Below are 23,838 nucleotides of genomic sequence, written 5' to 3' on the forward strand. Positions count from 1 at the left end.
AACATGGCAATCCCAAAATTAACCGGTTATGCGCTGCCAACGGCGGCCGAACTGCCGAACAACAAAGTGAGCTGGGCGTTTGAACCGGAGCGCGCGGCGCTGCTGATCCATGACATGCAGGAATACTTCCTCAACTTCTGGGGCGATAACTGCCCGATGATGGAGCAAGTCGTGGCGAACATCGCTGCGCTTCGCGAGTACTGCAAAAAGCACAATATTCCGGTCTATTACACCGCCCAGCCGAAAGAGCAGAGCGATGAAGATCGCGCCCTGCTGAACGACATGTGGGGACCGGGCCTGACGCGTTCTCCGGAGCAGCAGCGCATTGTCGCCGAACTGGCCCCTGACGAAGCCGATACCGTGCTGGTGAAGTGGCGCTACAGCGCGTTCCACCGCTCGCCGCTGGAGCAGATGCTCAAAGAGACGGGCCGTAATCAGCTGCTGATCACCGGTGTTTATGCCCATATCGGCTGCATGACCACCGCCACCGATGCGTTTATGCGCGACATCAAACCGTTCTTCATCGCCGATGCGCTGGCCGATTTCAGCCGCGAAGAGCACCTGATGTCCCTCAACTACGTGGCGGGCCGTACCGGTCGCGTGGTGATGACCGACGAACTGCTGCCGTCCGTACCGGCAAGCAAAGAGGCCCTGCGCTCGGTGGTGTTGCCGCTGCTGGATGAATCCGACGAGCCGATGGATGACGAGAACCTGATCGACTACGGTCTGGACTCTGTGCGCATGATGGCCCTCGCCGCCCGCTGGCGCAAAGTGCATGGTGATATCGACTTTGTGATGCTGGCGAAAAATCCGACCATTGATGCCTGGTGGGCGCTGCTCTCCCGCGAGGTGAAGTGATGGCCGGGTTTGATTTCACGGGTAAAACCGTCTGGGTGACCGGGGCCGGAAAGGGCATCGGTTACGCCACGGCGCAGGCTTTTGCTGAGGCGGGCGCGCGGGTGACTGGTTTTGATCTCGCGTTCCCGGAGGAGGATTACCAGTTCTCCACTGAAGTGCTGAACGTAGCGGATGCGACCCAGGTGAGCGACGTCTGCGGGCGCGTGCTGGCGACAGTCGAGCGCCTCGACGTGCTGGTTAACGCGGCAGGGATTTTGCGCATGGGCGCGACGGATCAGCTCTCGCAGGAGGACTGGCAGCAGACTTTTGCCGTCAACGTCGGCGGGGCGTTTAACCTGTTCCAGCAGACCATGGGCCAGTTCCGCCGTCAGCAGGGCGGGGCGATTGTCACCGTCGCGTCTGACGCGGCGCACACCCCGCGCATCGGCATGAGCGCGTACGGTGCATCGAAAGCGGCGCTGAAAAGCCTGGCGCTGACCGTCGGGCTAGAGCTGGCAGGCAGCGGCGTGCGTTGCAATATTGTCTCTCCGGGGTCGACGGATACGGACATGCAGCGCACCCTGTGGGTGAGCGATGACGCCGAGCAGCAGCGCATTCGCGGCTTTGGCGAGCAGTTTAAGCTCGGTATTCCGCTCGGCAAGATTGCGCGTCCGCATGAAATTGCCAACACCATTCTGTTCCTCGCCTCGGATCTGGCCAGCCACATCACGCTGCAGGATATTGTGGTCGACGGCGGCTCAACCCTGGGGGCGTAAATGATCTGGAAACGTCATTTGTCCCTTGAAGAGCTGAACGCCACCAGTCTGAACACCATGGTGGCGCATCTGGGGATGGTTTACACCCGCATCGGTGACGATACCCTCGAAGCCGAAATGCCGGTGGATGCGCGGACGCATCAGCCGTTTGGTCTGCTGCACGGCGGGGCCTCGGCGGCGCTGGCGGAGACGCTCGGTTCGATGGCCGGTTTTCTGATGACCCGCGACGGGCAAAACGTGGTGGGAACGGAGTTGAATGCCACCCATCATCGCGCCGTGTCGCAGGGCAAGGTGCGCGGCGTGTGCCAGCCGTTGCACCTGGGGCGGCAGAACCAGAGCTGGGAGATTGTGGTGTTCGACGAGCAGGGACGGCGGTGTTGTACCTGTCGGTTGAGTACGATGGCGTTGGGGTAGGTTTTGTACCCGCGTGTTTGTCGGGTGGCGGCTGCGCCTTACCCGACCTACAAAATCCCCGAATGTAGGCCCGGTAAGCGTTAGCGCCACCGGGCAATCCCCCCGCGAAGGTGATCTCCGTAACAATGTCGCGTAAATATCTGGTTTGACCACGCATTATTGAGTTTCAAAGTTGTTAAATTTTAAGCCGTGATCTAGAAACAAAATGTAACATCTCACTGTTTCACGCTAACGGAAAACAACTATGAACAACTCAGGGAAATACCTCATCTGGGCCGTGCTCTCCGTTGTGGGCGCATTCGCTCTGGGCTATATCGCCCTCAATCGTGGTGAACAGATCAATGCGCTATGGATTGTCGTCGCTTCCGTCTGCATTTATCTGATCGCGTATCGTTTTTATGGCCGTTTTATTGCCGACAAAGTGCTGGCGGTCGACGGCACGCGCATGACGCCTGCAGTTCGTCATAACGACGGGCTGGACTATGTGCCTACCGATAAAAAAGTGCTGTTCGGTCACCACTTCGCCGCGATTGCCGGGGCGGGGCCGTTGGTCGGGCCGGTGCTGGCCGCACAGATGGGCTATCTGCCTGGGATGATCTGGATCCTCGCGGGCGTGGTGCTGGCCGGTGCGGTGCAGGACTTCATGGTGCTGTTTGTCTCCACCCGCCGCGACGGGCGCTCGCTCGGCGAGCTGGTGAAAGAGGAGATGGGCGCCACGGCCGGGGTGATCGCGCTGATCGCCACCTTTATGATCATGGTGATCATTCTGGCGGTGCTGGCGATGATCGTGGTGAAAGCGCTGACCCACAGTCCGTGGGGAACCTACACCGTGGCCTTCACCATTCCGCTGGCGATTTTCATGGGGATCTACATTCGCTATATCCGCCCAGGGCGTATCGGTGAAGTGTCGGTCATCGGGCTGTTCTTCCTGGTCTTCGCGATTATCTCCGGCGGCTGGGTGGCGGAAAGCCCAACCTGGGCGCCGTACTTTGACTTTACCGGCGTGCAGCTGACCTGGATGCTGGTGGGCTACGGTTTTGTGGCGGCGGTACTGCCGGTCTGGCTGCTGCTGGCCCCGCGCGATTACCTCTCTACGTTCCTGAAAATCGGCACCATTGTCGGTCTGGCGATCGGCATTCTGATCATGCGTCCGACGCTGACCATGCCAGCTCTGACCAAATTCATCGACGGCACCGGCCCGGTCTGGACCGGCAACCTGTTCCCGTTCCTGTTTATCACCATTGCCTGCGGGGCGGTGTCTGGCTTCCACGCGTTGATTGCTTCCGGGACTACGCCGAAAATGCTGGCCAATGAAAATCAGGCCTGCCTGATAGGCTACGGCGGCATGTTGATGGAGTCCTTCGTGGCGATTATGGCGCTGGTCTCGGCCTGCATCATCGATCCGGGCGTGTACTTTGCGATGAACAGCCCGATGGCGGTACTGGCTCCGGCCGGAACCGTTGACGTGGTGGCCTCTGCGGCACAGGTGGTGAGCGGCTGGGGCTTCGCGATTACCCCGGAAACCCTGACCCACATTGCGAACGAAGTGGGCGAGCAGTCGATTATCTCCCGTGCGGGCGGTGCGCCGACGCTGGCGGTAGGGATGGCGTATATCCTTCACGGCGCGCTCGGCGGGCTGATGGATGTGTCGTTCTGGTATCACTTCGCGATTCTGTTCGAAGCGCTGTTCATCCTCACGGCGGTCGATGCCGGGACGCGTGCGGCGCGCTTTATGCTCCAGGATTTGCTGGGGGTGATCTCCCCGAATCTGAAGCGCACCGATTCCCTGCCCGCCAACCTGCTGGCAACGGCGCTGTGCGTGCTGGCGTGGGGTTATTTCCTTCATCAGGGGGTCGTGGATCCGCTCGGTGGGATTAACACCCTGTGGCCGCTGTTCGGTATCGCCAACCAGATGCTGGCCGGCATGGCGCTGATGCTTTGCGCGGTCGTGCTGTTCAAGATGAAACGCCAGCGTTACGCGTGGGTGGCACTGCTGCCGACGGCGTGGCTGCTGATCTGTACGCTCACCGCGGGCTGGCAGAAAGCGTTTAGCCCGGATAATAAAGTTGGCTTCCTCGCCATTGCCAATAAGTTCCAGGCGATGATCGACAGCGGCAAAATCCCGATGCAGTACACGGAGTCACAGCTCTCGCAACTGGTGTTTAACAACCGTCTGGATGCCGGGCTGACCATCTTCTTTATGGTGGTGGTTGTGGTGCTGGCGTTGTACTCTCTGAAGACCGCGCTGGCGGCGCTGAAAGAAGACAAGCCGACCGCGAAAGAGACGCCATACGAGCCGATGCCGCAAAATCTGGAAGAGATTGTGACGCAGGCGAAAGGGGCGCATTAACCATTATCACTCACCCCTCACCCCGGCCCTCGCCCCATAGGGGAGAGGGTGAAAACCGCACCGAGCAGTCCCCTCTCCCCTATGGGGAGAGGGTTAGGGTGAGGGGTAAGGGGACAACACGAGAATCAACCATGTTCGATACCCTATCCAAAGCAGGGAAATACCTCGGCCAGGCGGCCAAAATGATGATCGGTGTGCCGGATTACGACAACTATGTTGAGCATATGCGCGTCACGCATCCGGACCAGACGCCGATGACCTACGAGGAGTTTTTCCGCGATCGTCAGGACGCCCGTTACGGCAGCAAAGGCGGGGCGAAGTGCTGTTAACCCTCTTTCGGGAAGTAAAGGCTGATTTGTTCCTGGGTGCAGCCGTAAATGGCGGCCAGCTTTTCGCGGGTACGTTTTTGCGGGCGGGAGTCCAGCGCTTCGAGCTGTGAAACGGCGGACTGGCTGATGCCCAGTTTGTCGGCCACTTCCTGCTGGGACAGGCCGCGCAGAATGCGCCAGGCAGCCTGCAGGCTGACGTTTTCGTAAGTCATGATGCTGCAGACGTCATTTGGCAATCCAACGCCATCGTCGGTGCCGCTCTCCTTATCAATTCTCTCCCAGTCATCTTCATTTTCGTCGTCGTACTCAGCGGTTTGCAGAAGCATACGGAAATAGTCGGCGTAAGGGATGACGGCGTACTGCGGGTTCCCGTCCGCATCAGCGATAAATTGTACATCCATAGGGGGCATTCTCCTCGTGAAGATAAGTTGTCGTCGTGCGTCGCTTAACCGCGATGAGATAGCACTCATTTCGCGATTCGCCTTGCATCAAAAAGATAACGCGGTATTCACCGACTCTGAGGCGATAGTACTCGCCAGGCATCGTCAGTTTTTTAATGTCCAAATATGGCGAGTTTTGATTCGCTATCGCGTTTAACTTTTCCTGAATCCTTTTTTGCGAAAGAGAATCAAGTTTGGCTAAATCTTTTTTCGCCGGTCTGGACCAAATAACCCTCATCTGTGACGTCACTCTACACCCCTTCGAATTATAAGGAAATAATAAGACTATTAGACAAATTCCGAATTTCTTATACGTCACTCTAGAGCGCGGGATTTGACGGCGAAAGGGGCAAAACGAAGGGTGTCGAGGCGGCTCGCAAGCGCCTCTGTCAGGCGACAGAGGCGTGCAAAAAATGTGGAAGCAGGCTTCAGGCGTTTAACCCTCCATCCACGTCCAGACCGGTGCCGGAGATCTGCCCGGCGGCAGGGCTTGCCAGGAAGGTGACCGCCGCCGCGATATCTTCCGGCTGGCCGTAATGACCGGTGGCAATCAGCTGGCGCTGAGAGTCGGCCTGTTCGCCATCTTCCGGGTTCATGTCGCTGTTGGTCGGGCCGGGATGGACCAGATTGACGGTGATCCCGCGCGGACCCAGATCGCGGGCCAGACCGCGAGTCAGGGAGTTAAGCGCCGATTTGGTCATGGAGTAGACGGAGATTCCCGGCTGGGCGACGCGGTTGGCGAGACAGCTGCCGATATTGATGATGCGCCCGCCGTCAGAGAGATGAACGAGTGCGGCCTGGGTGGCGATGACCACACCGCGGATGTTGACGTTGATCAGGGCGTCGATGTCCGCCAGCGTCATGGACTCCAGCGGGCCGCCGCGCGCAATCCCGGCATTGTTGACCAGAATATCCAGCCCACCCAGGGTTCGCGCCGCATGAGTCACGGCATCCTGAATGGCCTGGGCGCTGGCGCTGTCAGCCTGAATCGCCTCGCTGTGACGCCCAAGTGCGGCGATCTCATCGGCGACGGCCTGAGCTTTGTCGGCGGATTTTTCATACGTAATAACCACGTCAGCCCCGGCCCGGGCTAATGACAGCGCAATCGCACGCCCCAAACCACGACTGGCGCCGGTAACCAGCGCCTTCTTACCCGTTAAATCAATCTGCATGATGACCTCGTTGAGAGTGGTGAGAATCATCATTAGGTATAGACGGTCGGGGCGATTAGCGGCTGAAGTTTTCCACCTTCACCAGCGCAGCGTAAAGCGTCTCAGGCGTGAGGGTCACCGGCAGGAAGTGGATCGACTCCACCGGGCGCAGCGTATGGGCGATCACCTTATCCAGCTCGGCGCGATTGTGGATATCCACGTCCAGTTCACGCAGGGTTGTCGGCAGATGAAAACGCTGATACGCCGCGATTAACTGCGTGAGAACGTCGTCCTGACCGAGCAGGGCGCTCTGCACCAGGATGCCGTAGGCGACTTTGGTGCCGTGGAGGAATTTGTCAGTCTGCGGCAGGACCGTTAATCCGTTGTGTACCGCATGCGCGGCGGCCACGCGGGTGTAGCGCTCGCCCAGCCCGCCGACCATCCCGCCACCGGCGATAATGGCATCGACCACATCGCGAAACGCCTGCGACTGCTCGCCACGAGCCTGATCCGCCAGCGCCTGTTCGCTGCTCTCCAGCAGCACGTCGCGGATCGCCAGCGCGCCGTTGATGCCGAGTCGCACCGTCAGAGACAGCTCTTCCGGTTTTGGGGCCAGCACCACCGCTTCGTACCATTTCGCCAGCGTATCGCCGATCCCTGCCAGCAGATACTCCGCCGGGGCGTTGAGGATAATTTGCGGCTCGACCAGCACCAGGAAGTTGGCGTCATCGAAAATCTCAAACTGCAGCGCCTGACCGGCGTCGTTGTACCACACGGAGAGCGGCGTCCAGGCCGCGCAGGTAGCGGCAATCGTTGGAATGCCGACGAATGGCGCATTCAGTCGACGCGCCACCGCTTTGACCGTGTCGAGCACCGCGCCGCCGCCCACGCCGATCACCACGCTGACGTCCGTACCCGATTCATTCACCAGATGGGTGACATCGCGCTCGCTGCAGTGGCCTTTAAACAGCAGATGCTTCGCCCCAGGCGCGTTGAAACTCTCCGGCAGGAACGGACGGGCACCGTCGATGGCGCGTTCGCCGTAGATCCATACCGCGCGGGAAAGCTGCTCCGGGGTGAAGAAATCGTTCAGGCGCGCGAGGCTGCCGCTGTGGGAGAAATAGTTTGCCGGGCCGGGTACGACGCGAATATCAGTGTTGCTCATGAGGGTGTCCTTTTTGCGAAGCGCTAACCCGATGTTATGTCTGGACATCCGGATGGCTAATAATATTTCGCTTTATCTTATGCCTTTTCACTCGTTGCCAGTCAACCCCAGCTGTGAAAAATTCCATAAATCAAAATATTAAATGAGAAGGAATGACAGCGGATGGGTTCCAGTCGCCTTGAGATGCGCGGTATCAGCCTGGCCTTTTCCGGCTTTCAGGCGCTGTCACGTGTGGATTTCACCCTGACGGGCGGATCCGTCCATGCGCTGACGGGGGCCAACGGGGCGGGAAAATCAACGCTGATGGCGGTGCTCTGCGGTACGCATGACCACTACGAGGGTGAAATCAGCATTAACAATCAGCCAGTGGGCATCCGCGAGCCGCTGGACGCCAAACAGCTGGGGATTCACCTGGTGCAGCAGGAAGTGGACGTGGCGCTGATCCCGGGGCTTAGCATCGCGGAAAACATCATGCTCGATAATCTGGCGCAGCCGGGCCATCGCTATCGCTGGCGTGCGATTCGCGAGCAGGCGCAGCAGGCCCTGGCGCAGCTGGATGTCTCCCTCAACGTCCGTCGTTCCATCGATAGCTGCACCCTTGCCGAAAAGCAGCAAATTCTGCTGGCGCGAGCCCTGTCTCACCACTGCCGTTTTCTGATCCTTGATGAACCCACCGCTCCGCTGGACGCCCACGAAAGCGAGCGTCTGTTCGCGGTGGTCCGTCGCCTGCAACAGCAGGGCATCGGGGTGGTGTTTATCTCCCATCGCATTCACGAGCTGAAAGCCATCTGCGACACCTTAACGGTGCTGCGCGACGGCAAGCTGATTGAGTCCGGCCCGATGGCGTCGCTCTCGGGCGAAGCCATCGTCGAGAAGATGCTCGGCCACGAGCTGAGCGATATCTACCCGCCAGCGAGGCCGCCGCACAGCGACGAAACCCTGCTGCGCGTGGAAGGACTGCACGACGAAGCGCTGCTGAAAGATATCTCTCTGCACCTGCGCAAAGGCGAAATTCTGGGTATCGCAGGGCTTGCCGGAGCGGGGAAAACCGAGCTGTGCAAAGCGCTGTTTGGCGCCTCGAAAAGCCGGGTCGACAGCGGAGAGTTAAATCATCAGGCATGGAAACCGCGCGATCCGGCGGATTCCGTGCTGCGCGGGCTGGCGCTGGTGCCGGAAGAGCGGCGCAAAGAGGGCATTTTTATCGACGAGCCAGTGAGCATGAATCTGGCCGTCAGCGCGGATAACAGCTTCTCGCGCTGGAGCCTGTTTGGTCATCGTCAGGCGTGGCGTTGGGCCGAAGAGGTGATCGCTCGCGTCGGCGTGCGGGCGCGCGGGCCGGGGCAGGTTCTGCGCCGTTTGTCGGGCGGGAATCAGCAGAAAGTGGCGATTGGCAAATGGCTGCGCGGTAACGCCAGCGTACTGATTTTTGACGAGCCGACCAAAGGCGTGGACGTGAAGGCCAAAACCGATCTGTTCCAGCTGATCGACGGTCTGGCGCGCGAAGGCAAAGGGGTGATCTATGCCTCGGGCGAATTCGCCGAGCTGGTAGGGTTGTGCGACCGCATCTGCGTGCTGTGGGACGGGAAGATCGTGGCGGAGATCGCCGGGGCCGAGGCCCGCGAAGAGACATTACTTTATTATTCAACCGGAGGTACGGCGTCGTGAGCAAGGCCCTTTCAGTGAATGCGACGGCGTCGGGCCGTCAGCAGTTTTTCGATTTTCTCTACAAATGGGGCATGTTGCTGACCGTGGTCGCGCTGGTGGCGATTTTTGGCATCGCGTCGGACAACTTCCTCGACCCGTTCAACATCATCAATATCCTGCGATCGATCGCCATTGTGACGGTGATTGCGATTGGGGTGTCGATCTCGCTGACCGTCGGCGGGTTTGATCTCTCCGTTGGTTCAACGGCGTCGCTGGCAAATGCGCTGGTGATTTCGCTCTTCGTCTGGCACGGCTTCGGCACCACCGAATCGATTCTGATCACCCTGGCCCTCTGTACGCTGGTCGGGCTGTTTAACGCTTTCCTGATTGTCATTCTGCGCATTCCGGACATGCTGGCGACCCTTGCCAGTCTGTTTGTGATCCAGGGCGTGGCGATGACCTACAGCTACGGTGGCTCCATTACCGAAAACATGGTGCTGCCGAGCGGCGACATGGCCGAAGGGACCATTCCGGCGGCGTTTGGCCTGCTCGGCCAGGTGCCGACCATCGTGATCATCATGCTGGTGGTGACGGTGCTGGCGCAGCTCGGGCTATCGCTGACCACCCACGGGCGACGTATGTACGCCATCGGCGGCAACCCGGAAGCGGCGCGCCTGTCCGGCATTCGCACTACGCGTTACAAAGTGGCGGCGTATGTGATCGCCTCTCTGCTGGCCGGGTTAGGCGGGATTTTGCTGGCGTCACGCATTGGATCGTCGCAGGTGAATGCGGGCGGCGGGTATTTGATGGACGCTGTGGCCGCAGCGTGGATTGGCTTCTCGCTCGCCGGTTCCGGCAAGCCCAACGCGCTGGGGACGCTGGTCGGGGCGGTGATTTTAGGCGTGCTCTCCAACGGGCTGGTGATGCTCTCGGTTCCGTATTACGCGATGGACATTATAAAAGGGCTGGTGCTGGCAGTGGCGCTGGCGATGACCTACATACAAAAACGTTAAAACTTAACAACACAACGGGATAACAGAATGAAAAAAATCGCACTCTCTTTAGCGGCGCTGGGATTATTGACGGCATTGCCAGGCTACGCGGCGACGCCTGCACCGGTTCCGGCGGCCATTGCCAACCATGAAGGCCCGATTCGTATCGCGGTGATCCGCAACCTCGGCTCAGACGACAACACCACGCAGTTTGTCTCGGGCGCGATTCAGGAAGGGAAAAAGCTCGGCTTTAAAGTCAGCACCTTTTTAAGCAACGGCGACGACGCCAAATTCCAGGATTTCGTTAACCAGGCCATCAGCCAGAAGTATGACGGGATCATCCTCTCTCAGGGCCGCGACCCGTACTCCACGGCGCTGGTGAAAAAAGCGGTCGATGCCGGGATCAAAGTGGCGGTGTTCGATACCGCCGTTAACGGTGAAATTCCGGGCGTGACCGTCACCCAGCAGGATGACGCCTCCCTGACCAATCTCTCCTTCGGCCAGTTGGCGAAAGATTTCAACGGCAAAGCCAATATCATCAAGCTGTGGGTCGCGGGCTTCCCGCCGATGGAGCGTCGTCAGGCGGCGTATCAGGAATTGCAAAAGCAGTATCCGGGCATCAAAGAGCTGGAGTCTATTGGCGCGGTATCGTCTGACGTGCAGGGCGACACGGCGAACAAAGTCGGAGCCGTGCTGGCGAAATACCCGAAAGGCCAGATCGATGCGATCTGGGGCACCTGGGACGCCTTCAGCCAGGGCGCTTATAAGGCGCTCAAAGAGAACGGTCGCACCGAGATCAAACTCTATAGCATCGATATTTCGAATCAGGATCTGCAGCTGATGCGCGAATCCGGCAGCCCGTGGAAAGTGAGCGTGGCGGTCGATCCTAAGCTGATTGGGGCGACTAACGTGCGTCTGATCGCCAATAAGATCGCGGGCGAAACCACGCCTGCGACCTACGACTTTAAAGCGGCGGCGATCCCGCAGGCGCTGCTGGCGGCCCAGCCGGGTGCAGTGAACGTGGCGTCGCTCGGGAAAATCATTCCGGGCTGGGGTCAGACCGAAGATTTTATCGCGCCGTGGTTTGCGACTCTCGAAGCCAAGAGCAAGTAACATTGCCCGGTGGCGCTGCGCTTACCGGGCCTACAACAAAACGTAGGCCGGATAAGGCGTAGCCGCCATCCGGCAAAAGGAACGGATATGTCCTCTCAATTACCTCGCCCTGACTACAGCCGCAATATGCGTCTGATCGGCCACAGCGATCAGGGCGGTCGCCCGGACGGCGTGCAGCTCATGGTACATCGCGGCTTTGCTTATATCGGCCACATGGTGTCGCAGGGCTTTTCCATCGTCGACGTGCGCGACCCGAAAAACCCGAAAGCAGCGGGCTACGTGCCTGCGCCGTCGGGGACCTGGAACGTGCATCTGCAGGCCCACGACGATCTGCTGCTGGTCATTAACGCCCGCGATCTGTTTGCCGACGCCCGTTTTGCCGATGAAAAGGTCTATTACACCCGCCAGGTCGGCCACACCGTCAGCGACGTGCAGGACAAAGGCTGGAGCGCAGGGCTGCGGATTTTCGATATCTCTACGCCGGACAAACCGCGTGAAATCAGCTTCCTGTCTCTCGACGGGATCGGCATTCACCGCATCTGGTACGTCGGCGGGCGCTGGGCCTATGTCTCGGCGCTGATCGACGGCTTTACCGACTACATTTTCCTGACCATCGATCTGGCCGATCCGCGTAAACCGGAGGTGGCGGGCCGCTGGTGGTTACCGGGGATGAATCAGGCGGATGGCGAAGAGCCGACCTGGCCGGAAGGTAAACGCCACGCCCTGCATCACGCCATTATCGCGGGCGAAACCGCCTACGGCAGCTGGCGCGACGGCGGTTTAACTCTGCTGGATGTGAAGGACAGAACCCAGCCGAAGCTGATTAGCCATCGCAACTGGAGCCCGCCGTTTGGCGGCGGAACCCACACCGCGCTGCCGCTCCCGGACCGGGATCTGCTGGTGGTACTCGACGAAGCGGTGCTTGATAATCAGGAAGACGGCGAAAAGCTGATCTGGCTGTTTGATATCCGCGAGCCGTCGAACCCGGTCAGTATTTCGACCTTCCCGCAGCCGGATGAAACGGATTACGTGGCAAAAGGCGCACACTTCGGGCCGCATAATCTGCACGAAAACCGGCCTGGGAGTTTTATCAGCTCGACGCTGATTTTCGCGACGTATCAGAATGCGGGCGTGCGCGCGTACGACATTTCAAACCCGTACCGCCCGGTGGAAACCGGTGCGCTGGTGCCCGCCGCACCGGCAAAAATGATGGACACGCGGCCGAATCGCCCGCAGGTGATTCAGTCATGCGATGTGTTCGTGGATGCGCAGGGGATCATTTACAGCACCGATTACAACGGCGGATTGTCGGTGATTGAGTATTTGGGGTAATCGTAGCGGACGGGTTTTGTAGGCCGGGTAAGGCGAAGCCGCCACCCGGCAACAAATTCAACTGTACTGACGTACCCGCGCCACCAATTCTTCGGCGCTGTCGATACGGTCGGCGATCACAATCAACGCTCTGCCGAGGGTAATGGCGTGACGCAGGCATTCGTGGCACATCGCCTCGTCGGCAATGGTATCGATATCCGCCACGTGCGACAGCCCTACGCTGCGGCGAATCAGCTCCGTACCGCAAAAACCAATCGCATCGGTCCAGACTTTTTTCAGAAACTCAGAGGCATAGCCGGGCGCGCTGAGGGCGGCATCGCGGGTTTTTTCACGCGCCAGCGCCTGGAAGCGTTCGGCAAAGGTGTTCCACAGCTCCTGAATATCCGTCAGGCGCTGCTCGCGGGCGGCAGCCGCATCACGGATCCCCAGATGCCCCGGCAGACCGCAGAAGTTCAGCAGCAGATTGCCGATGGCGGTGCCGATATCAAACCCGATCGGGCCGTAATAACCGAACTCGGCGTCAATGGCCTTCAGGCTGTCTTGTGCGACAAAAATCGAGCCGCTGTGGATGTCGCCGTGCAGCAGGGCTTCGGCCTGCGAGAAGAAGCGGTGTTTGAGGGACGCGACGGCGATTTTCAGGCGATCGTCATTGCGCAGGGCGGAAACGTCCGCCTCCAGCTCGGCCGGATAGTTATTGCGCTCGTGGATCTGGTACGGATCGTTAAAGAACAGGTCTTCGGTGATCTCGCACATCTCCGGATTGATGTATTTCGCCACCTGCGCTTTTTTGGCGTGCGGGTGCAGGTAAAAGTCGCTGGTGTGGAACAGGGTGTGGGCCAGATATTCCCCCAGCTGGCGCGAAGCCTGCGGGTAATACGCGCCGCTAATCAGTTCGCCGCGCCAGATTTTGTGGCTGGAGAGATCTTCCATCACCATCACCGCCAGTTCCGGGTCGTAGTGGTGAATTTTTACCGTGTGTTGCGGGCTGTGCTGATAGTGCTCGACCAGGGTCTGCGCTTCAAGACGGGCGCGATCCAGCGTCAGCGGCCAGGACTCGCCGACGCAGCGCACATAGGGCAGCGCCTGCTTGACGATGATGCGGCTCACGCCCTCGGCATCAAAAATTTTAAACACCAGATTGAGGTTGCCGTCGCCCACTTCCTGCGCCTCCACCAGCGATGATGGGTTATCGAGGCCGCCAAACTGCTTTGCATAGTCCACGGCATCCTGGGCGGTAAAGGTACGGTATTGCGACATTGCCTGTTCCTCATCAGTTCTGGTAATAAAGACATTTAGACGTCTATACATCTGAATTTTATCCTGACACAATGTGATACAACAACGCAACAGAGAATTAACGATATGCAGACATTACAGACGACCAGCCTGCGGGTGGCGGATAATCAGCTATTTATTCTCGACCAACAGGCGCTTCCGCAGGAGAAACGCTGGCTGGATGCCTCAACGGTAGAGGCGCTGGTCGGCCACATTCACGCCCTCCGGGTGCGCGGCGCGCCGCTGATCGGGCTCTCTGCCAGCCTGCTGTTGGCGCTGCTGGCTGAGTCAGGCAAAAGCCGCGACGAGCTGGCGCTGGCCCTTGAAACTCTGCGCGCGTCACGCCCGACGGCGGTGAATCTGATGAACAATCTCGACCGCATGAAGCAGGCGCTGGGGCAGGAGGATTTTGTTCCGGCGCTGACCGCTGAAGCTCTGCGTCTGATTGAGGAGGACAAACAGCTCTGTGATGCCATCGCCCGCGCGGGGAGCGAACTGGTAAAACCGGGAAGCCGTTTGCTGACTCACTGCAACACCGGTGGGCTGGCGACGGCGGGCGTCGGCACCGCGCTGGGGGTGATTGCGGTGGCGCATCAGCAGGGGAAAATCGCCAATGTCTGGGTGGATGAAACGCGTCCCCTGTTGCAGGGCGGCAGACTCACCGCCTGGGAGTTGGGCGAACTGGGCGTGCCGTATCAGCTGATCACCGATTCCATGGCCGCCAGCCTGATGGCGAAAGGGCTGGTGGATGCGGTGTGGGTCGGGGCGGATCGCATTGCTGCCAACGGCGATGTGGCGAACAAAATCGGGACTTACTCGCTGGCGGTGCTGGCGAAATTCCACGGTATTCCGTTCTACGTCGCGGCCCCGCAAACCACGCTGGACCCGAACTGTCCGAACGGTGAGGCGATCCCGATTGAGCAGCGTGCCGCCAGCGAAGTGACGGGCGTCGCCGGGAGTTTTGGTACGGTGCAGTGGGCTCCGGAAGAGGTGAAAGTCTACAACCCGGCGTTTGACGTTACGCCTGCGGCGCTGATCAGCGGGTGGGTGCTGGATACGGGCGTGGTGTGGCCGCACGAGGTGGCAGCAGGGAAATTCGCCTGAGTCCGGCTATCCTTTAAGGGCCTTCCCTGAAGAGGATCAAATCGTGACGCTTAATCCCGACACTGACTTAAAACTGGAACGCGTGGTGAATGCGCCACGCGACCTGCTGTGGCTGTGCTGGACAACGCCCGAGCACATCAAACAGTTCTTCATTCCTGTTCCGCATAAAGTGCTCGAGTGTGACCTCGACCTGCGCGTGGGCGGGCGTTTTAACACGGTTTTTGAGGTGGACGGCCAACGGATGGACAACAAAGGCGTCTTTCTGGAGATCGACCCGGGTAAGAAACTGGTCTTTACCGATGGCTATACGGAAGGCTGGAAACCTGCAGAACACCCGTTCATGACGGCGATTTTGTTGCTGGAAGATGTGGGGGAGGGGCAAACGCGGTATACCGCCATTGCGCGTCATCCCACGGCGGAAATCCGCGAGCAGCACGAGAAGATGGGCTTCCATGAAGGTTGGGGGATTGTGTTGGATCAGCTGGTGGTTTATGCGAATGGGTTGCCGCGCTGAATGTTGAGACCCCCTCTCCCTTGAGGGAGAGGGTTGGGGTGAGGGGGAAAATTACGTGATCATGTTCCAGACAGGTTTTCTCTCTTTTTGACTCTCATCTGGCGAATGATGGGATTCCCTTGTTCATCAAAATACCTCTCAGGCCAGATCACTTCCGGTGAAGTATTGAGTGCCTGAGCGATGAGCAATTCTCCTTTTGGCCATGGGCGACTGAGCGCATTTGCTAATGTCGATGATGAAAGCCCTGCTTGACGGGACAGTGCTGCGAGGCTGGTTCCGTGCTTCTTTAATGCAGCAATGATATCGGCAGTGTGCCAATTTTGATGGTTCATGGTGTTCTCCTTACATGTGTTTTGTAAGTGTTCAATTATCCCGTTTTGGGATAAAAACGCAATGAGAGGATATTCGATTTCAGGATATTTGTATGGAATCGGAACAATGGCCTCAGTTTACTCAGATGAATACCAGCGTGTTATCAATGCATTAAAGACTGCTCGCAAAGAGCGTGGAATCACTCAGGCGCAGCTTGCTGAGGCTTTGGGCAAACCGCAGTCATTTATTGCAAAAGTGGAAAGCGGTGAACGCCGACTTGATGTTGTGGAGTTTGTGCATTTGGCGAGGTTGGTTGGAGTTGAACCAACCAACGTAATTAATTCTATAAATAAAAATTAAAACGTGAGTCTTTATGTTAGAGAAAGCTTCCGAGTTACTAGAGAAATTTATAGAAATTGAGAGGCAAGAGCTCAGTAAAATCGATATGCCTCATATGCCTACATTAGGATCTGCGTATGAAGAAATTACCAAACAAGGCATTGATCAAGAATTTATTATCCCTAAAGGGTTAAATCTTAAAGTAGTTTCTGGATTTATCTCGATTAATGGTGAGATGCTACCTCAGCAAATTGATGGAATGTTAGTCTGTGGTGATGGAGCTCAATATGGGCGCACAACTCAATATATATATCCAATAGATCAAATTCTTTGTATATTTGAAGTTAAAAAGACATTGAATAAATCTGATTATATAGATGCGTTTGATCATCTTAGAGTTATTAGGCATAAATATTCGAAATACTTCGAATCCAAATTTCAAGATCCTGATTTCGAACCTGATATTTCTATAGCTAGTAAGCATTTTTCTCAAATAACGGGAAGAGAGTCACCTAGGTATTACAGTGATATTCATTCATTGTCCAAACCAGATGGGATATTATTTTATGCCTTAGTGCAAGAAAGTTTGGCTCCCTCAAGTATCATTCATGGATATGGCGGTTATGTAACAGAGTCTGGAATGAGGAATGCGTTTCTGGATATTATAACTGAGAAAAGTGAGGTTTCAGGGCATGGGTTAGGTGTTCCAAGCTTGCCAGCGTTAGTGACAACAAACAAAATTAGTATAGTGAAAGCTAATGGAATACCTTTCCTTGGGGTTAACAAAAATAGGCATTGGGCAGCATTAGTATCGATGCGAGATAATGCAGCAAGAATTATGCTGGAAATAATTTGGTCAAAAATATCATTATATTTTAAGCTTGGAATACCATGGGGTGATGATTCTCAAATTGAAAATATGGCTCCCTTACTATATGCGATCCCTTTGGAAAAAGGTGGCAAAGTTGGTTGGCTTTACAAATCTGTAGAAATGAAAGAAAGCGAGTTGCAAAAGCGAGATTTTTCACAAGAGTGGGAGCCAGAGAAAATCGATGAAGATATGCAATCCGTATTTAATCGTATGCTATTTTCTGGTGGTTATATCCATTTGGATGATATTGCTAAAATAGCTGAGAATTACAATGAAACAAAAAATGAGTTGTTAGATAAACTCATGGGTATTTTTTTATTTAAGCAAGTTGGTGATTATATTAGACCTATATGTTCAACTATGGCAATGGTTTCCGATGAAAAAGGAACCAAATATTTAACTTCTAATCTTGATAGTCTGGATGTCTGGTGCGATAAAAGAGGCTTGCGTAAAAATTATATTAATTTGGTTATTGCGGAATAGTGTTGATAATTTTTATCAAACTCAGTCGTCACAGTTGAGTGACAAAAGCCGGGTGGCGCTGGCGCTTACCCGGCCTACGGGATCGGAGATTGAATACGCCGGGTGGCGGCTACGCCTTACCCGGCCTACAAAAACCGCCGATCGTGTAGGTCGGGTAAGGCGCAGCCGCCACCCGACAATGTTTTTACGCCAGCCGCGGATACCCATCCGCAATCTCACTTCCGGTAAACTGCGCGACCCATCCCTCGGGGTTATCGAAAATGCGGATCGCGGTAAAGTTCGGCTCAGAACCCATATCAAACCAGTGCGGTGTCCCGGCGGGGACCGAGATCAGATCGTTTTTCTCGCACAGCACCTGATAAACCTGATCTTCGATGTGCAGGCAAAACAGCCCGGCGCCCTCGACGAAGAAACGCACTTCGTCTTCGCCGTGGGTATGTTCGTTGAGGAACTTCGCGCGCAGCGCCTCTTTCTGCGGGTTGTCCGCGCGCAGGCTAATCACATCCCAGCTCTGATAGCCTTTCTCTGCCACCAGTTTATCGATCGCATGCTGATACGCGCCGATCACCGTTTCCGGCGCCGGATCGCGGCCCAAGTCGCGGTCGGCTTCCCAGCGCTCGAAACGCATGCCGCGGGCGTTGAGCTGTTCGGCGATCTCGTCCGCCTGCGTGCTGTGCCACAGCGGAGTGCTTGTCTCGGTGTCGGAAAAAATGGTCAATGCGCTCATGAAGGAATGTGCTCCGGATTGATCTCGTCGAATTGATGGACCTGGTGGTGGTGGCTCGCGCCATCGTCATCACCGCGAATCAGCTGCAGGGTGCGAAAACCTGCCTGCTCAGCGGCGTCCAGCTCCTCGTGAATATCCGAGAGGAACAGGATTTGCGACGGGGCAACGCCGATCTGCGCGGCAATGTTGGCGTAAGATTGCACTTCGCGCTTCGCGCCCACGTGGGTATCAAAATAACCGCTGAACAGATGAGTAATATCACCTTCGTCGCTGTAGCCAAATAACAGTTTCTGCGCGGCGACGGAGCCGGAGGAATAAACATAGAGATCAATGCCCTGGGCTTTCCATTTTTCAAGCGAGGGCAACACATCCGGGTAGAGATGGCCGGTGAAGTCGCCGTTAACGTAACCGTCCTGCCAGATGATCCCCTGCAGGGCTTTCAGGGCGGTGGATTTCCGGTCTTCGTCCATAAAGGTAAACAGGGTGTCGATCAGTTCGCTGATGCTGGCGTGCGGGTTGGCGATCTCATCGCGCAGATTGTCCAGAATGGATTTCACCGGCTCGGCGTACTGCTGGGCGGTAACAAACGCCGCCAGCCGTTCACGCGCATAGGGGAACAACACATTGTGAACAAAACGAATATCGCTGGTCGTCCCTTCAATATCCGTCACTATCGCGCGAATCATAATCTCTCCAGTTGTCGTAAACGCATTTCGCATTCAAATAAGAATTCAAGGCCTTCAAGGTGACGGCGGGCTTCGGCCACATCACGTCCCCAGCAGGTTAAGCCATGACCGCGCAGAAGAAAACCATAATTAAGCGGGGTTTCCTGTGCGTAATGGGCGATTCGCGAGGCGAGGGCGTCAATATCCTGGTCGTTGTCGAACACCGGAATGGTGAGCGTATCCAGATGGGTGGTCTGCCCGCTGAGGGATTTTTGCATCTCAAAGCCGCTGATACGCAGTTCGGTTGTTTTCGTCAGGCGCGACAGCACCGTGGCGTTGACGGTGTGGACGTGCAGCACCGCGTTGGCCTGCGGGAACAGACGATAAATCAGCGTATGCAGCCCCGTTTCCGCCGAGGGTTTGCGCCCGGAAGGCGCGCGGTTGGTGGCGATCTCCACTTGCAGGAAATCATCCGTCGTCAGGCTGCCTTTGTCTTTCCCGGATTCGCTGAGCCAGCACAGGGCGTCGTCCTGGCGCACGGACATGTTTCCGCCGGTCGCGGGGGCCCAGCCTTTCGCGCCAATCCAGCGGCAGGCGTCGACGAGTTGTGTGAGTTGCAGGTGGTCTGTCATTTTCCTTTTACCCTCTGTCGGCCAGGAATATTGATATGGTTTAGACGTCTAAGCGTCTTGATTGCCAAAGACTAACATCGTGTTATAGTGTCAGCAACATAAGTATTACACGCAGGCACAACACAATGAGCAATAAGGCGTTGATTCCGCAAAGCAAACTTCCCAATCTTGGCACCACCATCTTTACCCAGATGAGTGCGTTAGCGCAGGAGTACAAGGCGATTAACCTCTCGCAGGGATTCCCTGATTTTGACGGCCCGAAATACTTGCAGGAACGTCTGGCGCACCATGTGGCGCAGGGGGCGAACCAGTATGCGCCGATGACGGGCGCCCAGCCGCTGCGCGACGCGATCGCCGATAAAACGGCTGAACTGTATGGCTACAAGCCTGACGCCAACGCGGAAGTGACCGTGACGGCGGGAGCGACGGAAGCGCTGTATGCGGCGATCACGGCTCTGGTGCGCACCGGCGATGAGGTGATCTGCTTCGACCCGAGCTATGACAGCTATGCCCCGGCGATTGAACTCTCCGGCGGAGTGGTGAAACGCGTGGCGCTCCAGCCGCCGCATTTCCGTCCGGACTGGCAGGCGTTTGCCGCGTTGCTGAGCGACAAAACCCGTCTGGTGATCCTCAACACGCCACACAATCCGTCGGCGACCGTCTGGCGCAAAGCGGATTTCGCTGCATTGTGGCAGGCGATTGCCGAACGCGAAATCTATGTCCTGAGCGACGAAGTGTACGAGCACATCTGTTTTGCCGAAGAGGGGCACGCCAGCGTGCTGGCGCATCCGCAGCTGCGCGAGCGTGCCATTGCGGTGTCGTCGTTTGGTAAAACCTATCATATGACCGGCTGGAAGGTGGGCTATTGCGTCGCGCCTGCGGCCATCAGCGCCGAGCTGCGTAAAGTCCATCAGTATCTGACTTTTGCGGTGAACACCCCGGCACAGCTGGCGCTGGCGGATATGCTGCGCGCCGAACCGGAGCATTATCGGGAGTTACCGGAGTTTTATCGCGCGCGGCGGGATCTGTTTGTGAATGCGTTGAGCCGCAGTCGCCTGGAAATCTTGCCGTGTGAAGGGACCTACTTCCTGCTGGCGGATTACAGCGCGATCTCCTCTCTGGACGATGTGAGTTTTTGCCAGTGGCTGACCAAAGAAGTGGGCGTGGCCGCCATTCCGCTGTCGGTATTTTGCGCCGATCCCTTCCCGCATAAACTGATTCGTCTCTGTTTTGCGAAGCAGGAATCGACGCTGTTAGCGGCGGCCGAACGCCTCAATACCCTGTGATTATTTAACGGTCCAGGCTTCTGAATATCGACGGTCTGCAAAGAGTTCCAGCAGGCCGTTGATTTGCTTCAGACGCAGCACTTCATCGCAGTCCATCCCCAGCTCCATGCCGATTTTCTTATCCTCCCAACCCAGCAGGACCAGCTCACGAACAATCTCCGACATGGCGTTGATTTGATGGCGTCCGCGCGCCCGGTTGTGGCGGATGGTCGAGGCCATCCGATCGAACTTCTCCTGGCGCTCTTTTCGCAGACAGGTGATCGGCAGATAGCCTTGTAACTGGCGCTTCAGGGCCGCGCGATGGGTGCCGATTTCATGCCGGTGGAAGCCATCGACGATTTCGTAATGGTTGTCGCAGTTTTCGGTGACGAGGATCGGCTGGGTAAACCCATCCAGCTCCAGCGATTTGCTGAGCAGGCGTTTCTCCGGCGGGGCCACGTTATTGGGGTTGTAATCGTTGGCGCTGATCTCTTCCTGTTTGATCCACAGTACGCAGTCGACGGGTTGTTCGCGAAACGGGCTGAGTTCGTGAATGGCCTGGCGAAAAGCGTTGATGGCTTCAATTTTCTCTTCGCCAGAAAGTGACTGCAGATAGTTTTCCACGTCATGAATTAATCGTTGTTGCATAAAATTCCCCACTCCTGGCGTTTGTTTTTCATTCGTTCACTGTAGCGTTGGTAATGCTTAGGTTTATTTGGGCTAAAAGATAACGCCCGACACCAATAATCATTATTAAGAAGCACCTTACAAATTCGTCGCCAGGAGGGAATATCTTTTGAGCCAATATCACCCGTCTGGGTGTCGGGAATATTCTCGCTGCCGTGCTTTTTATACCAGTGCAAATAAACGGCAATTTTGTTGCGATAATGTTCAGCCGTGGTTTCAGGCATGCTTGCGAGTAATAACATCGCATATTCCTGCCAGCAAAGATGATCGGGTTTGAGGATTTTCCGATGACCGTAGAAATGGTTGTCATGGCCTGCGTAGATCCCTCCGCTTCTGACGCCGCTGACCCGTTCGCACATTGCCGCCCAGCGCTCGGGTTCAAGCACATGATAGAGCCACAAACCCTGGCGCTGCTCCGGGCCAAAGGGCTCGCAAATGCGCATATAGCGCAGCGGAACCCCGGCCTGATGCATCAGATTGTACAGGGGGTTATAGCAGCTGCCGGTTTTGGCAAACCAGGTCCAGATATCGGCGGTTTTCCAGTCATAAATGGGGTAGAGATACCAGGCGTGGCCGCCCGGCGCAATGGTGGTCCAGGGCTTATCGTCCGCAAACCGCTGTTTGCGGGCGCTGGCGATACTCAGGAAGCGGTTATAGGACTCATCAGCGCGAATACCAATCATCACCGCGGCGGGGCGCTTTTGCGCGAACCAGTCGGAAAAGGCTCTGACAAAGGCTTCGAAGGTCATTCCCTGCTGGTAGAAATCAAAATATTTAGGATCGGTAATGGCATCCGCCGGGGGCTGGCGGACCCAGTCGGTGCCGGGCTCCCAGCATTGCCACTCGGGCTGGAACTGGGAGAGGGAGTTTTGCGTGGTGAGCGGCAGCGCGACCCAATAAAACTGCTCGATAACGTCGCGATACTGGGCCCGCATACGTTCGATATGGGTTATCGTGCAGGAGAATTGCGCCTCCCAGTCGATAAATAACACGCTTATTTTCCGCTGCTTCTTGCGCGCCTGCTGCGCGACCAGATGCAGCATGATGGTGGAATCTTTTCCCCCGGAAAAAGAGACGCAAACCTTCGCTAAGTTATCCAGCGCCCAGTCGACTCTCTCTATTGCGGCTTCAAGAACATTACACTGAAGGGGATATTTGTAGATAGACATAAGCAATCCCTGCATGGCTATTCACGGCCATATAGTCATTTTGACGGAAATTAACTTCTGATAGTAAAGCAATTCTCAAATATGTAAAAAAGAAAGTTGCTAACAAATAATAATGGAGCCGGGCGGGCAAGGCAAACTGTGATTCAAAGCCCGTTTTGAAAAGTGTGTAATATTGCACGGTGTCTTTGCGTGTCCAAAAATACATTATATAGCCGGGAAATAATATTTTTACTTTAATAATAACCTTTATGAATGCGTTATTATTAATTTATTATGATTTTGTATTTTATCTATTTGAAGTGTGTTGTTAGGCCAAACCTATCGCAGCCATAGACACGAATGCCATCGCGGCGGATTGCTCAATGCCTGCGCGGGTGGTGTAATCAGGTCGCTGTTACATCCTGTCTCAGGTTATGTAGAGCGCAACGCAACGCCAGCTTCGGCTGGCACTGAATGACCCCGCGGGAGTTCAGGTATTAGGGCCGCCCGTTGAGGCGGCCTTTTTACGTTTGGGGGATTCACAACGTTGTCTTGAAAGGCTTGTAAGGTATGACTGATTGATTTGATACGGCAAACGCATTAGCCCCCTCAGCCAAAGTTCGTTACCTTACATCTCAACGAAAACACGGAGGAAGTACAGATGTCTTTGATTAACACTAAAATTAAACCTTTCAAAAACCAGGCGTTCAAAAACGGTGAATTCGTCGAAGTGACCGAGAAAGATACCGAAGGTCGCTGGAGCGTGTTCTTCTTCTATCCGGCAGATTTCACCTTCGTTTGCCCGACCGAACTGGGCGACGTGGCAGATCATTACGACGAACTGCAGAAACTGGGCGTGGACGTTTACTCTGTCTCTACCGACACCCACTTCACCCACAAAGCGTGGCATGGCAGCTCTGAAACCATCGCGAAAATCAAATACGCGATGATCGGCGACCCGACTGGCGCCCTGACCCGTAACTTCGACAACATGCGTGAAGATGAAGGCCTGGCTGACCGTGCCACCTTCGTTGTTGACCCGCAGGGTATTATCCAGGCTATCGAAGTTACCGCTGAAGGTATCGGCCGTGATGCATCTGACCTGCTGCGCAAAATCAAAGCCGCTCAGTACGTCGCTTCTCACCCTGGCGAAGTGTGCCCGGCTAAGTGGAAAGAAGGCGAAGCAACGCTGGCTCCATCCCTGGACCTGGTTGGCAAAATCTAAGCACTCAGGCGCTTTGAAGCCGGATGGCGCTACGCTTATCCGGCCTAC

The 23,838-nt window shown here is 56.4% G+C and carries 26 protein-coding genes; 15 read left to right on the forward strand and 11 right to left on the reverse strand.

Features of this window, described 5'->3' with window-relative positions; translation table 11 throughout:
- Nucleotides 1–3: 3 nt before the first annotated feature.
- The 5 genes from U9O48_RS06480 to U9O48_RS06500 all read left to right on the forward strand — a co-directional run bounded on the left by U9O48_RS06480 (nt 4) and on the right by U9O48_RS06500 (nt 4,706).
- Nucleotides 4–858 (forward strand): isochorismatase, encoded by an 855-nt coding sequence (locus tag U9O48_RS06480; protein ID WP_285146665.1) that lies wholly within the window; start codon nt 4–6, stop codon nt 856–858.
- On the forward strand, nt 858–1,613 hold the full coding sequence (entA, locus tag U9O48_RS06485) for a 2,3-dihydro-2,3-dihydroxybenzoate dehydrogenase EntA (protein ID WP_285146664.1): 756 nt from the start codon (nt 858–860) through the stop codon (nt 1,611–1,613). The genes U9O48_RS06480 and entA overlap by 1 nt, the downstream gene beginning before the upstream one ends.
- A complete protein-coding gene (entH, locus tag U9O48_RS06490) occupies nt 1,614–2,027 on the forward strand; it encodes a proofreading thioesterase EntH (RefSeq protein WP_324723907.1) in 414 nt (137 codons plus the stop codon).
- A gap of 244 nt (nt 2,028–2,271) precedes the next feature.
- Entirely contained in the window at nt 2,272–4,377 is a 2,106-nt protein-coding gene (cstA, locus tag U9O48_RS06495; RefSeq protein ID WP_285146661.1) for a pyruvate/proton symporter CstA, read from the forward strand.
- 131 nt (nt 4,378–4,508) lie between these two features.
- Nucleotides 4,509–4,706, forward strand: a complete 198-nt coding sequence (locus U9O48_RS06500) for a YbdD/YjiX family protein (protein WP_100777263.1) — start codon at nt 4,509–4,511, stop codon at nt 4,704–4,706.
- Here U9O48_RS06500 and U9O48_RS06505 read toward each other — a convergent pair.
- The 4 genes from U9O48_RS06505 to U9O48_RS06520 all read right to left on the reverse strand — a co-directional run bounded on the left by U9O48_RS06505 (nt 4,703) and on the right by U9O48_RS06520 (nt 7,462).
- The gene (locus U9O48_RS06505) at nt 4,703–5,107 is read right to left on the reverse strand and encodes a helix-turn-helix domain-containing protein (protein WP_285146660.1); all 405 of its coding nucleotides are present in this window, start codon (nt 5,105–5,107) and stop codon (nt 4,703–4,705) included. The two genes, U9O48_RS06500 and U9O48_RS06505, sit on opposite strands and share 4 nt — an antisense overlap.
- Nucleotides 5,085–5,384: a type II toxin-antitoxin system RelE family toxin gene (locus U9O48_RS06510; protein ID WP_285148756.1), complete on the reverse strand. Its 300-nt coding sequence runs from the start codon at nt 5,382–5,384 to the stop codon at nt 5,085–5,087. Before U9O48_RS06510 ends, U9O48_RS06505 begins: the two co-directional genes overlap by 23 nt.
- Before the next feature lie 190 nt (nt 5,385–5,574).
- Nucleotides 5,575–6,318: an SDR family NAD(P)-dependent oxidoreductase gene (locus U9O48_RS06515; RefSeq protein ID WP_285146658.1), complete on the reverse strand. Its 744-nt coding sequence runs from the start codon at nt 6,316–6,318 to the stop codon at nt 5,575–5,577.
- A 55-nt stretch (nt 6,319–6,373) separates the two neighbouring features.
- Nucleotides 6,374–7,462 carry an oxidoreductase gene (locus U9O48_RS06520; RefSeq protein ID WP_285148711.1) on the reverse strand — a complete coding sequence of 363 codons (1,089 nt, stop codon included), beginning with the start codon at nt 7,460–7,462 and terminating at the stop codon, nt 6,374–6,376.
- 162 nt (nt 7,463–7,624) lie between these two features.
- On the opposite strand from U9O48_RS06520, the gene U9O48_RS06525 reads away from it, so the two are divergent.
- From U9O48_RS06525 to U9O48_RS06540, 4 genes are all read left to right on the forward strand, one after another.
- Nucleotides 7,625–9,127, forward strand: a complete 1,503-nt coding sequence (locus U9O48_RS06525; protein ID WP_285148713.1) for a sugar ABC transporter ATP-binding protein — start codon at nt 7,625–7,627, stop codon at nt 9,125–9,127.
- A complete protein-coding gene (locus U9O48_RS06530) occupies nt 9,124–10,119 on the forward strand; it encodes an ABC transporter permease (RefSeq protein WP_285148715.1) in 996 nt (331 codons plus the stop codon). The genes U9O48_RS06525 and U9O48_RS06530 overlap by 4 nt, the downstream gene beginning before the upstream one ends.
- A 27-nt stretch (nt 10,120–10,146) precedes the next feature.
- Nucleotides 10,147–11,211: a sugar ABC transporter substrate-binding protein gene (locus tag U9O48_RS06535; RefSeq protein WP_285148716.1), complete on the forward strand. Its 1,065-nt coding sequence runs from the start codon at nt 10,147–10,149 to the stop codon at nt 11,209–11,211.
- An 87-nt stretch (nt 11,212–11,298) separates the two neighbouring features.
- On the forward strand, nt 11,299–12,543 hold the full coding sequence (locus U9O48_RS06540) for an LVIVD repeat-containing protein (protein WP_324723909.1): 1,245 nt from the start codon (nt 11,299–11,301) through the stop codon (nt 12,541–12,543).
- A gap of 57 nt (nt 12,544–12,600) precedes the next feature.
- Here the strand turns inward: U9O48_RS06540 and mtnK are convergent, their stop codons facing one another.
- The gene (mtnK, locus tag U9O48_RS06545) at nt 12,601–13,800 is read right to left on the reverse strand and encodes an S-methyl-5-thioribose kinase (RefSeq protein WP_285148717.1); all 1,200 of its coding nucleotides are present in this window, start codon (nt 13,798–13,800) and stop codon (nt 12,601–12,603) included.
- Nucleotides 13,801–13,905: 105 nt separating this feature from the next.
- Between mtnK and mtnA the strand changes: the two genes are divergently transcribed.
- Together mtnA and U9O48_RS06555 are read left to right on the forward strand one after the other, a co-directional pair.
- Nucleotides 13,906–14,922 (forward strand): S-methyl-5-thioribose-1-phosphate isomerase, encoded by a 1,017-nt coding sequence (gene mtnA / locus U9O48_RS06550; protein ID WP_285146653.1) that lies wholly within the window; start codon nt 13,906–13,908, stop codon nt 14,920–14,922.
- A gap of 43 nt (nt 14,923–14,965) precedes the next feature.
- A complete protein-coding gene (locus U9O48_RS06555) occupies nt 14,966–15,436 on the forward strand; it encodes an SRPBCC family protein (protein WP_285146652.1) in 471 nt (156 codons plus the stop codon).
- A gap of 59 nt (nt 15,437–15,495) precedes the next feature.
- Here U9O48_RS06555 and U9O48_RS06560 read toward each other — a convergent pair whose 3' ends face one another.
- Nucleotides 15,496–15,768, reverse strand: a complete 273-nt coding sequence (locus tag U9O48_RS06560) for a helix-turn-helix domain-containing protein (RefSeq protein WP_285146651.1) — start codon at nt 15,766–15,768, stop codon at nt 15,496–15,498.
- Nucleotides 15,769–15,874: 106 nt separating this feature from the next.
- On the opposite strand from U9O48_RS06560, the gene U9O48_RS06565 reads away from it, so the two are divergent.
- Complete coding sequence (locus U9O48_RS06565; RefSeq protein ID WP_285146650.1) at nt 15,875–16,108, forward strand: helix-turn-helix domain-containing protein; 234 nt, start codon at nt 15,875–15,877, stop codon at nt 16,106–16,108.
- Nucleotides 16,109–16,121: 13 nt separating this feature from the next.
- The gene (locus U9O48_RS06570) at nt 16,122–17,441 is read left to right on the forward strand and encodes a DUF6602 domain-containing protein (protein ID WP_285146649.1); all 1,320 of its coding nucleotides are present in this window, start codon (nt 16,122–16,124) and stop codon (nt 17,439–17,441) included.
- A 184-nt stretch (nt 17,442–17,625) separates the two neighbouring features.
- Here U9O48_RS06570 and U9O48_RS06575 read toward each other — a convergent pair whose 3' ends face one another.
- The 3 genes from U9O48_RS06575 to U9O48_RS06585 are packed head-to-tail and all read right to left on the reverse strand — an operon-like array spanning nt 17,626 to nt 19,465.
- Nucleotides 17,626–18,168, reverse strand: a complete 543-nt coding sequence (locus U9O48_RS06575) for a 1,2-dihydroxy-3-keto-5-methylthiopentene dioxygenase (protein ID WP_285148718.1) — start codon at nt 18,166–18,168, stop codon at nt 17,626–17,628.
- Complete coding sequence (gene mtnC / locus U9O48_RS06580) at nt 18,165–18,854, reverse strand: acireductone synthase (RefSeq protein ID WP_285148719.1); 690 nt, start codon at nt 18,852–18,854, stop codon at nt 18,165–18,167. Before mtnC ends, U9O48_RS06575 begins: the two co-directional genes overlap by 4 nt.
- A complete protein-coding gene (locus U9O48_RS06585) occupies nt 18,851–19,465 on the reverse strand; it encodes a methylthioribulose 1-phosphate dehydratase (protein ID WP_285148720.1) in 615 nt (204 codons plus the stop codon). Before U9O48_RS06585 ends, mtnC begins: the two co-directional genes overlap by 4 nt.
- 125 nt (nt 19,466–19,590) lie before the next feature.
- Here U9O48_RS06585 and U9O48_RS06590 point away from each other — a divergent pair, with 125 nt between their 5' ends.
- Nucleotides 19,591–20,751, forward strand: a complete 1,161-nt coding sequence (locus U9O48_RS06590) for a pyridoxal phosphate-dependent aminotransferase (protein WP_324723910.1) — start codon at nt 19,591–19,593, stop codon at nt 20,749–20,751.
- Here the strand turns inward: U9O48_RS06590 and U9O48_RS06595 are convergent, their stop codons facing one another.
- Both U9O48_RS06595 and U9O48_RS06600 read right to left on the reverse strand, forming a co-directional pair.
- On the reverse strand, nt 20,752–21,378 hold the full coding sequence (locus U9O48_RS06595; protein WP_282493812.1) for an IbrB-like domain-containing protein: 627 nt from the start codon (nt 21,376–21,378) through the stop codon (nt 20,752–20,754).
- The gene (locus U9O48_RS06600) at nt 21,363–22,586 is read right to left on the reverse strand and encodes a phosphoadenosine phosphosulfate reductase (protein ID WP_324723911.1); all 1,224 of its coding nucleotides are present in this window, start codon (nt 22,584–22,586) and stop codon (nt 21,363–21,365) included. Before U9O48_RS06600 ends, U9O48_RS06595 begins: the two co-directional genes overlap by 16 nt.
- Before the next feature lie 640 nt (nt 22,587–23,226).
- Here U9O48_RS06600 and ahpC point away from each other — a divergent pair.
- Nucleotides 23,227–23,790, forward strand: a complete 564-nt coding sequence (gene ahpC / locus U9O48_RS06605; protein ID WP_100777247.1) for an alkyl hydroperoxide reductase subunit C — start codon at nt 23,227–23,229, stop codon at nt 23,788–23,790.
- The last annotated feature ends 48 nt before the right edge of the window (nt 23,791–23,838 follow it).

The organism is Lelliottia sp. JS-SCA-14 (assembly GCF_035593345.1).
GTDB classification, from domain to species: Bacteria; Pseudomonadota; Gammaproteobacteria; order Enterobacterales; family Enterobacteriaceae; genus Enterobacter; species Enterobacter wanjuensis.

What these genes read in the sequence shown, in the direction of transcription:
- U9O48_RS06480 (WP_285146665.1), top strand. Translation starts at nt 4, where the DNA reads ATGGCAATCCCAAAATTAACCGGTTATGCGCTGCCAACGGCGGCCGAA.
- entA (WP_285146664.1), top strand. Translation starts at nt 858, where the DNA reads ATGGCCGGGTTTGATTTCACGGGTAAAACCGTCTGGGTGACCGGGGCC.
- entH (WP_324723907.1), top strand. Translation starts at nt 1,614, where the DNA reads ATGATCTGGAAACGTCATTTGTCCCTTGAAGAGCTGAACGCCACCAGT.
- cstA (WP_285146661.1), top strand. Translation starts at nt 2,272, where the DNA reads ATGAACAACTCAGGGAAATACCTCATCTGGGCCGTGCTCTCCGTTGTG.
- U9O48_RS06500 (WP_100777263.1), top strand. Translation starts at nt 4,509, where the DNA reads ATGTTCGATACCCTATCCAAAGCAGGGAAATACCTCGGCCAGGCGGCC.
- U9O48_RS06505 (WP_285146660.1), bottom strand. Translation starts at nt 5,107, where the DNA reads ATGGATGTACAATTTATCGCTGATGCGGACGGGAACCCGCAGTACGCC.
- U9O48_RS06510 (WP_285148756.1), bottom strand. Translation starts at nt 5,384, where the DNA reads ATGAGGGTTATTTGGTCCAGACCGGCGAAAAAAGATTTAGCCAAACTT.
- U9O48_RS06515 (WP_285146658.1), bottom strand. Translation starts at nt 6,318, where the DNA reads ATGCAGATTGATTTAACGGGTAAGAAGGCGCTGGTTACCGGCGCCAGT.
- U9O48_RS06520 (WP_285148711.1), bottom strand. Translation starts at nt 7,462, where the DNA reads ATGAGCAACACTGATATTCGCGTCGTACCCGGCCCGGCAAACTATTTC.
- U9O48_RS06525 (WP_285148713.1), top strand. Translation starts at nt 7,625, where the DNA reads ATGGGTTCCAGTCGCCTTGAGATGCGCGGTATCAGCCTGGCCTTTTCC.
- U9O48_RS06535 (WP_285148716.1), top strand. Translation starts at nt 10,147, where the DNA reads ATGAAAAAAATCGCACTCTCTTTAGCGGCGCTGGGATTATTGACGGCA.
- U9O48_RS06540 (WP_324723909.1), top strand. Translation starts at nt 11,299, where the DNA reads ATGTCCTCTCAATTACCTCGCCCTGACTACAGCCGCAATATGCGTCTG.
- mtnK (WP_285148717.1), bottom strand. Translation starts at nt 13,800, where the DNA reads ATGTCGCAATACCGTACCTTTACCGCCCAGGATGCCGTGGACTATGCA.
- mtnA (WP_285146653.1), top strand. Translation starts at nt 13,906, where the DNA reads ATGCAGACATTACAGACGACCAGCCTGCGGGTGGCGGATAATCAGCTA.
- U9O48_RS06560 (WP_285146651.1), bottom strand. Translation starts at nt 15,768, where the DNA reads ATGAACCATCAAAATTGGCACACTGCCGATATCATTGCTGCATTAAAG.
- U9O48_RS06565 (WP_285146650.1), top strand. Translation starts at nt 15,875, where the DNA reads ATGGCCTCAGTTTACTCAGATGAATACCAGCGTGTTATCAATGCATTA.
- U9O48_RS06570 (WP_285146649.1), top strand. Translation starts at nt 16,122, where the DNA reads ATGTTAGAGAAAGCTTCCGAGTTACTAGAGAAATTTATAGAAATTGAG.
- U9O48_RS06575 (WP_285148718.1), bottom strand. Translation starts at nt 18,168, where the DNA reads ATGAGCGCATTGACCATTTTTTCCGACACCGAGACAAGCACTCCGCTG.
- mtnC (WP_285148719.1), bottom strand. Translation starts at nt 18,854, where the DNA reads ATGATTCGCGCGATAGTGACGGATATTGAAGGGACGACCAGCGATATT.
- U9O48_RS06585 (WP_285148720.1), bottom strand. Translation starts at nt 19,465, where the DNA reads ATGACAGACCACCTGCAACTCACACAACTCGTCGACGCCTGCCGCTGG.
- U9O48_RS06590 (WP_324723910.1), top strand. Translation starts at nt 19,591, where the DNA reads ATGAGCAATAAGGCGTTGATTCCGCAAAGCAAACTTCCCAATCTTGGC.
- U9O48_RS06595 (WP_282493812.1), bottom strand. Translation starts at nt 21,378, where the DNA reads ATGCAACAACGATTAATTCATGACGTGGAAAACTATCTGCAGTCACTT.
- U9O48_RS06600 (WP_324723911.1), bottom strand. Translation starts at nt 22,586, where the DNA reads ATGTCTATCTACAAATATCCCCTTCAGTGTAATGTTCTTGAAGCCGCA.
- ahpC (WP_100777247.1), top strand. Translation starts at nt 23,227, where the DNA reads ATGTCTTTGATTAACACTAAAATTAAACCTTTCAAAAACCAGGCGTTC.